The organism is Rhizobium sp. NPDC092011 (assembly GCF_044756305.1).
Classification (GTDB): Bacteria; Pseudomonadota; Alphaproteobacteria; order Rhizobiales; family Rhizobiaceae; genus Rhizobium.
The window spans coordinates 151913-162505 of the sequence record NZ_JBIVSO010000012.1; the positions used below are offsets into that span (position 1 = coordinate 151913).

Annotated in this window: 10 protein-coding genes and 1 pseudogene; 8 read left to right on the forward strand and 3 right to left on the reverse strand. The window is 61.2% G+C overall.

What is annotated here, in order from left to right; translation table 11 throughout:
• Entirely contained in the window at nt 1-1326 is a 1326-nt protein-coding gene (locus ACIQJ2_RS30985) for a UbiD family decarboxylase (RefSeq protein WP_006470632.1), read from the reverse strand.
• Between the two features lie 23 nt (nt 1327-1349).
• Nucleotides 1350-2108 (reverse strand): UTRA domain-containing protein, encoded by a 759-nt coding sequence (locus tag ACIQJ2_RS30990; RefSeq protein ID WP_192800582.1) that lies wholly within the window; start codon nt 2106-2108, stop codon nt 1350-1352.
• Between the two features lie 275 nt (nt 2109-2383).
• On the opposite strand from ACIQJ2_RS30990, the gene ACIQJ2_RS30995 reads away from it, so the two are divergent.
• From ACIQJ2_RS30995 to ACIQJ2_RS31030, 8 genes and pseudogenes are all read left to right on the forward strand, one after another.
• Nucleotides 2384-3868 carry an aldehyde dehydrogenase gene (locus tag ACIQJ2_RS30995; RefSeq protein ID WP_151577129.1) on the forward strand — a complete coding sequence of 495 codons (1485 nt, stop codon included), beginning with the start codon at nt 2384-2386 and terminating at the stop codon, nt 3866-3868.
• Nucleotides 3869-3960: 92 nt separating this feature from the next.
• Nucleotides 3961-4851, forward strand: coding sequence for an ABC transporter substrate-binding protein (locus tag ACIQJ2_RS31000; protein ID WP_151577123.1), 891 nt, complete (start codon nt 3961-3963; stop codon nt 4849-4851).
• A 65-nt stretch (nt 4852-4916) separates the two neighbouring features.
• Nucleotides 4917-5828 carry an amino acid ABC transporter permease gene (locus ACIQJ2_RS31005; protein WP_151577124.1) on the forward strand — a complete coding sequence of 304 codons (912 nt, stop codon included), beginning with the start codon at nt 4917-4919 and terminating at the stop codon, nt 5826-5828.
• On the forward strand, nt 5829-6593 hold the full coding sequence (locus tag ACIQJ2_RS31010) for an amino acid ABC transporter ATP-binding protein (protein WP_151577125.1): 765 nt from the start codon (nt 5829-5831) through the stop codon (nt 6591-6593).
• Complete coding sequence (locus ACIQJ2_RS31015; protein WP_151577126.1) at nt 6594-7865, forward strand: FAD-binding oxidoreductase; 1272 nt, start codon at nt 6594-6596, stop codon at nt 7863-7865. It begins immediately after the preceding gene.
• A gap of 59 nt (nt 7866-7924) precedes the next feature.
• Nucleotides 7925-8305: a RidA family protein gene (locus tag ACIQJ2_RS31020; RefSeq protein ID WP_006470639.1), complete on the forward strand. Its 381-nt coding sequence runs from the start codon at nt 7925-7927 to the stop codon at nt 8303-8305.
• Between the two features lie 634 nt (nt 8306-8939).
• A pseudogene (locus ACIQJ2_RS31025) lies at nt 8940-9077 on the forward strand (metal-sensing transcriptional repressor); the annotation flags it as partial.
• Between the two features lie 219 nt (nt 9078-9296).
• Entirely contained in the window at nt 9297-9512 is a 216-nt protein-coding gene (locus ACIQJ2_RS31030; RefSeq protein ID WP_400674209.1) for a DNA helicase UvrA, read from the forward strand.
• A gap of 11 nt (nt 9513-9523) precedes the next feature.
• Here ACIQJ2_RS31030 and ACIQJ2_RS31035 read toward each other — a convergent pair whose 3' ends face one another.
• Nucleotides 9524-10543 (reverse strand): LacI family DNA-binding transcriptional regulator, encoded by a 1020-nt coding sequence (locus ACIQJ2_RS31035; protein ID WP_006470642.1) that lies wholly within the window; start codon nt 10541-10543, stop codon nt 9524-9526.
• Nucleotides 10544-10593: the final 50 nt, after the last annotated feature.

The following is a 10593-nucleotide window of genomic DNA, read 5'->3' on the forward strand; positions in this document are numbered from 1 at the left end:
TCAGGCGCCGGCGAACCAGTCGGAGAGACGGATGTCGTTCACCATGCGCAGCCGCTTGCGCTCGAATTCCTGCTCCCGGCCCCAGGGCTTGGTGGCGTCGACCAGCAGGCGGCCCCAGTGGTCCTTGGCCTCGTCGCGGTAGAAGGACGGCGTCTCTGGGATGACGAGCGTGTCCTTGTCCGGGCGGCAGCGGGTCAGGATCGCCCATTGCACGTCGTCCATGTCGTAGATGTCGACATCCGTATCGACGACGGTGATCTGCTTGGCCCAGATCGGCTCGGCGCCGATGGTCGCCAGCATGACCTGGCGTGCATGGCCTTCGAACTGGGGCTCGATCTGCACGATCGCATGGTTGACGAAGGGCTGGCAGGTCACGTTGACGATGCCGGGAAGCGCCGCGCTCAGCCGCTGGTAGATATTGGCCGAGACGGAAAGCTCGAGCGTCAGCACCTCCTCGGGCGAGCCGCAGAGGATCGAATGGAACATGGCGTCCTTGCGCACGGTGACGCCGAGCACCTCGAAGACGGCATTGGGGCCGACGGGGACGTAATAGCCCATGAACTCGCCGAACGGACCTTCCGGGCGGCGCTCGTTGGGCAGGAACCGGCCTTCGATCACCACCTCGGTCTCGGCGGGAACCTCAAGGTCGATATGGTTGCACTTGCGCATGGCGATCGGCGTGCCGCGCAGGCGCGCGGCCACTTCCAGCTCGTCCACGTCATAGGGCAGGGGAGCAGCGGCGGTCAGGAAGGCGTGGGCCGGCGGGCCGATCAGCATGGCGGCCTCGAGCGGCCGGCCCATCTTTTCGGCCTTCTCGTGGTAGATCGTCAGGTGGTGGCGCGGGGCGAGGCGGCAGCGCAGCTCGTTGTCGCTGATGAACATCGAGCGGTGATAGGAGAGGTTGCCCACCCCGGTCTCGGGATCCTTGGCGATGAACATGGCGGAGGTGAAATAGGGCGCCCCGTCGCGGTCCGAATAGGTGATCAGCGGCAGGTCGGAGAGCCTGACCTCCTCGTATTCCGGGGTCTCGTTCGCCGGAACGAGGGGGTCGCGCATCTCGGCCGAGCCGAGCGAGGACAGCTTGCTCCACTGCCGGCAGAAGTCATTCTCGTCGATGCCGATCACCTCGCCCAGCCGCTCGCGGGTGCTGTAGATATTGGTGACCACGGGAAAGCGCGTGCCCTTCACATTGGTGAACATCACGGGCTTGGCCCATTTCTTCTGCGCGAGATGGGTGACGGCGGCGAGCTCATGGGCCGGGTCGATCTCGCGGTCGACGACCAGCAGGTCCCCGCGCTCCTGGAGTGTGCGAACGAAATTTCTCATGGGCGGCTCCTTCTGCCAGGGCTTCAGCGGCTTGTGCCGGATAGGGCGGGGATGGTGACGATGCGATTGGTGCGCGCCTCGTGCCGGGAGCGCATGCGGTAGCGGTCGCCGGGATAGATGAAACGGCTGCGCGTGACGGGAATGCCGTCGCGCCAGGTCGAGCGGTCCAGCAGGAGGCACGGCTGGTCGGCGCCGATCTGCAGGTTAAGACGGGTTTCGTCGTCGACGCGGATGGAACGGATCGTGTTGTCGACGGTCGTGACGATGGTCTCGCGCAGCAGCCAGCCGTGCGGGCTCACCTTCGAGAAATCCTGCTCGATATAGTCCGGCGCCTCCACGGCATTCACATAGCGGTCTTCCAACTGGATCGGGCTGCCGTCCTCCAGATGAAGCAGGCGCGAATGGAAAACGGTGTCCTCGGCGCCAAGCTGGAGCATGTTCCAGCCGGGATCGTCCCTGGTGAGGGCCGAATGCCGGAGGAGCCGGCAGCTATGGGCGCCACCGCCGAAAGCGATCTCCTCCGATATGTCGGCGAGATTGAACACGGCGCATTGCATGCGCGGGCCGATGACGAAGGTGCCCCGCCCCTGGACGCGTAGCAGCACGCCGTCCGTCTGCAGCTCGCGCAGGGCCCGGCGCACGGTGAGGCGGGACGCGCCGAATTCGCTGGCAAGATCCTCTTCCGAAGGGACTTGAAAGTTGGGCGGCCATTCTTCGGTCTCGATACGGCGATCGATTGCGCTTTTGATCCGTTCGTACAGGGGCTGGTCTAGCGCCACCATGTCCTCCAAAATGATATCATTATTCTGAGGCGCAAATCACACCAAATTTGCCATGAAGGCAAGGGAAATTTCTGAATTTTGATGTTTCGACGGCATTATTGCTTATTTTTTAGGCATATAATTGTAAAAATGACGAATTCTTGCGCATAGAACTAATTTATCGACTCGATAATTCCATCCTTGACAGCAAATAGGAATATCACTTTTAATCAAAACAGATATCGATATGCTGCTTGAAGCGCTATTGCATCCCGCGAAAAGGAGAGACCATGCCCATGCAAGACCTGCCGAAACTATCCATGTATATCGACGGCGAATGGGTCGCCCCGGCCTCGGGGGAATATATCGAGACAGTCGATCCCTTTACCGCGAAGCCATGGGCCTTGATCCCGCGGGGCAATGCCGAGGACGCTGATCGCGCGGTGCGTGCGGCGCACCGCGCCTTCACGCAGGGTCCCTGGGGCAGGATGCACCCGACCCAGCGCGGCCGTATCATCCAGAAGTTCGCCGCCCTCATCGAGGAGCATGCCGACGCGCTGGCCGAGATCGAGGTGCGCGACAACGGCCGCCTGCTTGAGGAGATGCGGCACCAGATCCGCTACATTCCGCACTGGTATCACTATTATGCCGGCTATGCCGACAAGATCGAGGGTACGGTCCATCCCTGCGACAAGCCGGCGCTGAGTTTCTCGCGCCATGAGCCGCTCGGCGTGTGCGTCGGCATCGTGCCGTGGAACGCGCCCCTGCTGCTGTTCTCCCTCAAGGCGGCCCCTGCGCTGGCGGCGGGCAACACGCTGGTGATGAAGCCGGCGGAATTCACCTCCGCCACCGCACTCAAGCTCATGGAACTGGTCGAGAAGGCCGGCTTCCCGGCCGGCGTCATCAATGTCGTCACCGGCTACGGCCCGGAAGTGGGCGAGCCGCTGGTCACGCATCCGCTGACGCGGCACCTGGGTTTCACCGGCTCGACGAAGACGGGAGCCCATCTGTCTGCGCTGGCGGCGAGGGACATCAAGCGCGTCAGCCTGGAGCTCGGCGGCAAGTCGCCCAACATCGTCTTCGCCGATGCCGATCTCGACAATGCCGTGCGCGGCGTGGTCGGCGGGATCTTCGGCGCGGTCGGCCAGACCTGCATCGCCGGCTCGCGCCTGCTCGTGCATCGCTCGATCCATGACCGTTTCCTGGAGAAGCTCGCCGCCTTCACGAAAACGGCGCGCATCGGCGATCCGCGCAAGGTCGAGACCCAGATCGGGCCGATCGCCAACAGCATGCAGTTCGAGAAGGTGCTCGGCTATATCGATATCGCCCGCCAGGAAGGCGCCGAGCTCGTCCTCGGCGGCAAGCGCCCGGACCTTGCGGAATGCGGCACCGGCTTCTTCATCGAGCCGACCATCTTCGCCGGCGTCAACAACGATATGCGCATCGCGCGGGAAGAGGTGTTCGGCCCGGTTCTATCGGCCATCGCCTTCGACGAGCCGGAAGAGGCCCTCGCCATCGCCAATGACAGCGAATTCGGCCTCGGTGCCGGCGTCTGGACCTCGAACATGCGCCTTGCCCTGAAAATGTCCGAACAGCTCGAGGCCGGCAGCGTCTGGGTCAACACCTATCGCGACATTTCCTACACCACGCCCTTCGGCGGCTACAAGAAGAGCGGTCTCGGGCGCGAGAACGGCGTGGCCGGAATCTACGAATATCTCCAGACCAAGGCCGTCTGGCTCTCCACCGCCGAGGAAATCGCAAATCCGTTCGTGATCGGCTGAAGCGAAACGCCGATCTCATCGGGGCACAACGGCGAGCCACAACAGGCCGAGTGGCTGGTCGGCAACCTGAGGCCACAAAAGGGGAACACGTCATGATTTTCGAGAGAGTAAAACGCTACAGTTCCGTCTCCGCGGTGGGCGCCATCGCCGCAATCGGCCTGCTTGTCATGGCGGGCACCGCCAATGCGCAGTCGGCGGCCGACATTCTGCCCCAGAAATACAAGGACGCCGGGGTCATCAAACTGGTGACCGACGCGAAATATCCTCCCTTTCAGTCCATCAACGATGCCGGCGAGATGGTCGGCTTCGAAGTCGATCTCTGGAACGCGATCGCAGACCGTCTCAAGGTGAAGATCGAGGTGACGTCCGTCGCTTTCGACTCGCTCATCCCCGGTGTCCAGTCCGGTCGTTGGGATCTTGCCATGGAGGGGATCACCGACAATGCGGAGCGGCAAAAGGTCGTCAGCTTCGTCGACTACGGCTACACCACTTCCTCCGCCTATGTCCTTGAGGAAAAAGGAAGCGGGATCGACGACCATCTCGGCCTTTGCGGCCTGAAGGGAGCCGCGCAGAGCGGCACCGAATGGGTCGACATGATCACGAAGGAGATCGGCGACGCCTGCGCCGCCGCCGGCAAGGAGAAGCCCTCCGTCTCCGAATTCGGAACGTCGGAGTCGACGTTGCTTTCCCTCTATTCCGGGCGCACCGATTTCGTGCTGACTTCCGCGGCCATGGCCGGGGAAATCCAGAAGGCGGCTCCGCGTCCCGTGAAGGTCGTCAACATGCCGGTTCTCGCCCGCATGCCGAGCGGCATCGCGTTTCGCAAGGATGAAACGGATCTCGGCGAAGCCGTGCTGGCGGCTCTGAAGGAAATCCGGGCGAGCGGCGAATACAACAAGATCTACGAGAGATGGACCGTTACGCCGATGGCGATGGAACACGAGCCGGGCATCAACCTCGCCACTGTTCCGGCTACGGAATGAAAATCGCGGCCGGTGGCCCCCGCCACCGGCCGCATCAAACCGGCCATTATTGAGAGACAGCGATCATGTCGAATGATTCAACTCTGGCATTGACGGGCCCATCGGACCGGCCGGTGCTGACCTATGTCCCGGCCACCGCCTGGAAGACGCGGCTGGCCGCGGCCCTCTTGATCGTCTTCGTGCTGTATTGCGCGAACATGATCGCGGCCAATCCCAATTTCGGATGGGCCGTCGTCGGAGAATATCTGTTCGACGCCCGTATCCTTTCGGGCCTCTCGCTGACGCTGTGGCTGACGCTAGTCACCATGGCGATCGGCGTCGTCCTGGGAACGGTTTTCGCCATTCTCGCCATGACGGACAACGTCGTCATCTCGACCGTGGCCAATGCCTATATCTGGTTCTTTCGCGGCACCCCGGTTCTTGTCCAGTTGATATTCTGGTACAATCTCGGTGCGCTCTTCCCCGCGCTTTCTCTCGGCATCCCGTTTACATCCTTATGGGTCTCCATTCCCACCAACACGCTCATATCGCCCGTCACGGCGGCGGTTCTCGGGCTTGGACTGAACGAAGGTGCCTATATGTCCGAGATCATCCGCAGCGGCCTGATGTCGGTGGACCCGGGCCAAAGGCAGGCTGCGAAATCGCTGGGCATGACCAGCGGAAAAGCGCTGTGGCGCATCGTCCTGCCGCAGGCGATGCCCGTGATCATCCCGCCGACCGGCAACCAGACGATTGGCATGCTGAAAACCTCCTCCCTGGTGAGCGTGATCTCGCTGGCCGACCTGCTCTACTCGGCCCAGACGATCTATTCCCGGAATTTCCAGACCATTCCGCTGCTGATCGTCGCCTGCCTCTGGTATCTGGCGGCGACCACGATCCTGAGTGCCGTCCAGATGCGGATAGAGCGGCATTTCAGCCGGTCGACCGTCACCGCCATTACCCCTGTAGGACGCCTGTTTCGCCGGAAGGTTCGATAAATGTCAGATCCGATGATTGTCTTTGACCGGGTGTCGAAAAGATATGGCAGCTTGCCGGTGCTGCACGACATCAATCTTGACGTCGCGGCCGGCGAGGTCATCAGCCTGATCGGCCCGTCCGGTTCGGGCAAGTCGACCCTCCTGCGCTGTGTCAATCACCTCGAACGGATCGAGCAGGGAAGCATCACGGTCGACGGGGAGCTGATCGGCTATCGGCGTGAGGGAAACTTCGCCTACGAGCTGTCGGAAAGGCAGATCGCCCGGCAGCGGGCGCGGATCGGAATGGTGTTCCAGAACTTCAATCTGTTCGGGCACAAGACCGCCCTCGAGAACGTCATGGAGGCGCCCATCCATGTTCTCGGCATTGCAAGGCGGGAGGCCGAGGCGCTGGCGGTCGAGCTTCTGGCGCGCGTCGGCCTGGCCGACAAGATGCAGAATTATCCCCGGATGTTGTCCGGCGGCCAGCAGCAGCGTGTCGCCATCGCGCGGGCGTTGGCGATGAAGCCCAAGGTCCTGCTCTTCGACGAGCCCACCAGCGCGCTCGACCCGGAGCTGGTCGGGGAAGTCCTTGACGTCATGCGATCCCTGGCGGACGAGGGCCTTACGATGATGGTGGTCACCCACGAGATGTCCTTCGCGCGCGAGGTCTGCAATCGCATCGCCTTCATGCAGGCAGGCAGGATCGTGGAACTGGGAGCGCCTTCCGAGATATTCAACAGCGCCGCTTTCGAGCGTACCCGCTCCTTCATGGCGAAGGTTCATTGAATGGGCGCTCGGGGAAACCTTCACGGATCGAACGCATGGGATCTGATCGTCGTCGGCGGCGGCATCGTCGGGTGCTCGGCGGCGCTTTATGCCGCGCGTTCCGGCCTGCGTGTCCTGCTCGTCGAGCGCGACACGCCGGGCTCCGCGCAATCCGGCCGCAATCTTGGCTTCGTCCGCCAGCAGGGACGGGACTTCCGCGAGCTTCCTCTCGCCATGGCCTCGCTGCGCCTGTGGAACGGTCTTGAAAAGGATCTCGGACGCAGCGTCGGCTGGTTTTGCGGCGGCAACATCGTCCTGGCGGTCAATGACGCGGACATGGCCCATCAGGCGGACTGGCAGGCCAAGGCGAAGGACTTCGGTCTCGATACCGAACTGCTGACCCCGGCCGAGGTTGCCGGAAAACTCCCCTTCCTTTCGGAAAAGGCCGGTGTTCGAGGCGCCATGTTCACCGCCTCGGACGGGCGGGCGGAACCGGGACGCGCCACGCGTGCGCTGTTCGAGGCCGCCGTCGAGCGGGGCGTCTCGGTCGTCCTCGGCGGGAGCGTGAAGCGCCTGGATATCCAGGCCGGACGCATTCACGGCGTCTGGATCGATGGCAGGCTTTGCCGCGCCGATACGGTTCTCTGCGCCGCCGGCACGGGAAGCGGCAGGCTCCTGCGCGCGGTCGGATACGATCTTCCCCAGGAAAGAATACGAGCGACCGTCGCGCGCTCCCTGCCCGTGCCGCACTTGACCATCGATCCCTGTATCTCGTTGCCGCAGACCGGCCTTCGACAGGATGTGAACGGAGCGATCGTTTTGTCGGTGGCGGGGGGAGAGTATGATATGCGGCTCGATTCCTGGCGGTATATGCGCCATTATCGGGAGACGAGAAAAGGCAATCCGGATGCGGCGCGGATCAACTATCTGGGTCCCATCCAGCCCTTCATCCCCTCGCATCGCGCCGCGCCGATAGCGGATATCGCGCCGACCCGCGAAGCCGTGCAGCCCGCCCTCCATCGCGTCCGGCAGGCCCGGGCCGAATTGCGCAGGTTCCTGCCGGCATTGGCGGAAGTTGCCATCGACACCGTTTGGGCCGGCATCATCGATACCCTTCCCGACGTCGTTCCCGTCATGGGCAAGGTCGAGGCGGTCGAAGGGCTTCTCGTCGCGACCGGATTTAGCGGCCATGGTTTCGGACTGGGCCCGATGGCCGGGAAAGTCATGGCCGAACTTGCGGCAGGGCAATCCCCATCGGTGGATATCTCGGCTCTCTCGCCGGCGCGCTTCTGACAACGATCCAACGCCTGATCCGCCTGGCGGCATCGGCGCTCATGACCATGGAGACAGGAATGCCAAAGAGAATCTTTTCCGGTGCCCCTTCCGAAACGACCGCGGGCTACGCCAAGGCCGTTATCGACGGGACGACGATCTATGTGTCCGGCACGACGGGGCGCGACAAGGCAACGGGCCTGTTCCCTCCGGATGCCGCGGACCAGGCGCGCAATGCGTTCGCGGACATCGAGGACGCATTGCAGAAAGCGGGGGCAAGCCTCGCCAATGCGGTGGCAAGCCGGGTGTACGTAACGGATCTTGAAGCCGCCGAGGCCGTAAGCCCGGTGCTTGGACAGGTGTTCAAGGATATTCGGCCCACCAGCACGTTCCTGATATGCCAAATCCCCGCACGCGGAGCAAAAGTCGAAATCGAGATCACCGCCTCTCTCGCAGTGTGAGGCCGTCCTGCCGCGACCATTGAACTTCGGTTTTCTTTGCTCCGTTGAGGAAATGTGCGGTCAATTTAGGAGGTAATACATGATCGATGAATCGGACGAATATTCTAGACCATTCATCCTTGCTGTAGATGGTCAAACTTTTATTGCACAAGCGGCAGATAACCAAGAAAGAGGAAGACACCATTACTCATCACGTCCGGTCCTCTTGATCAATTGGGCTGTTCAAATTTGGCGAGGGCCTTTCCTAGATTCCTGCTTTAAGATGCTATTACCCCTCTCACAATTGCACCGTCGAGGCATACTCAGTCCCGGAGGGAATACACGTTCGATCTCCTAAGCCGAGCGTGGACGACGGCAGCACGTTCAGCGACACCGATAACATCTCATTCTGGGCGGGACACCCGAAACCCGGCGGGACATGCCTTGGGCTTTCCGTGCTCATGCTGGATCGCACCTGCCATGTCAGCCTGAGATTTTCCGGGCGGAACCGCCATCTGCCCTGGGCGGGCATCGCCTTCCGACTTCCTGTCTGCCTCTCAGTTCCAAAAACCAGAACTGCCGCGCACATGTCGACGCCTTGAGACAGGGTTGAAACTCCCCCTTGTATAGTATGTAACGTCCATCATTCAGGAAGATGCGAAATTCACCAGAAGAGAAGAAGCTGGTGATCACACGTCTACGGCGCATCAGGGGACAGGCAGAAGCGTTGGAACGTGCGATCGAAGCCGGAACCGACTGCGCCCCATTGCTCCAGCAGATCGTGACAATGCGACGACCGGGCGAAGCTGTAATTACGGTTGCAGCAATCGGTCGAGGTTTGTCGGTTGCCGCAATCTCTCACTATGTGTTACTCGCTGCGAGCAACCCGCATATACTCCATACTAGTATATGGATAGTGGTTTGAAGATTTCTCGCGATTGCGTAGATGTGGCCGTGAATAGCGATCGCATTCTTTGACCCGATTTTGCATAGAATGGATGCCGACCGCTTGATGCGCCACCTTCAGGGACTTGCCGATTCCGGCAATATGGTAATCGTGGTCGAGCATGACATGCGCATCGTTGCCCAGGTCGATTGGATAGTCGACCTCGGGCGGTCTGGCGCGGGCGAGGAGGGTGGAAATATCGTCGCCAGTGGCGACCCACAGGATGTTGCCGGTGAAAAAAGCAGTGTGACGGTCCGCTATCTCAAGGCGGCAATATGCTAGACTGGAGCTTGCTAAACGCTTCCCCGCCGAATGATGCTGTAACCTACATCTGCGATTTTCTTTCGTACCTTCTTGTCAGAGTACCGCGCGATGATCATTCGCGCCGCTTCCTGGCCAATCTTGTCCCCGGGCGATCGCACAGTGGTCAAGCCGGGCGACAACTCGGCTGCGATCTCATAATCGCCATATCCGACGACTGAGAGCCTGTCTGGAATCTGCCAATTTCGCCTCATGCAGTCGAAAACCACGCCCGAAGCGAGAACGTCCGTGTAACAGAAAACCCCCTCTAGTTGAGCGTCCCTGGCTATGAGTTCCGCGAGCGCCATCCTGCCGCCGGGAAAGCCCAGTTTCAGAGGCACCAGCGCAACAAGATCGGTCGGCAAACCAGCGGCTGTCATGGCATCCATGAACCCGGCCAGCCGCTCCTGGTATCTGTGTTTCTCCCCGGTTTCATAGCCGACGACGCCGATCCTTCGCAGTCCCTTGTCGATCATCAATTGTGTGGCATCGCGTGAAGCCGCGCGGTCCATGAATCCGACCCCCATATCGACGAACGGCCCGTTCAGGCTCCACGTTTCGACCGTGGGGATACCGGATTGGTCAAGCAACCGGAAGGTTGACTCGTCGCGATCAACGCCAGTTAGCACGATCCCATCAACGCGGCGTCCGATGAGTGCTCGCACGGCATCATATTCTCGATCAGAAGAGCTTACGACCGAGACTATCAAGTGATAGCCATGCGCATCGAGTTCTTGCTCGAGTCCCATGATCATGTCCGCGAAGCTTGAATTCTGAATGGTCGGAATGATTGCGGCGATCACCTTGCTGCGCCCGGATACCAGGTTTCCTGCAATCAGGTTCGGTACATAACCCAGCTTGGACGCCGCTTCGAGCACCTTCAGTCGTGTTTCCGGTATCACTTTGTCGGGATACTTGAAGCAGTTCGATACGGTCATATGCGAGACGCCTGCCAAGCGTGCCACGTCAACCATGCGGGCACCAGATCTTGCATCCACGGATCCCTTTTCCATCCCTCGTCTCCGAATCTTCTATTTCCCTTATCCTGCCTACATAGGAGGCA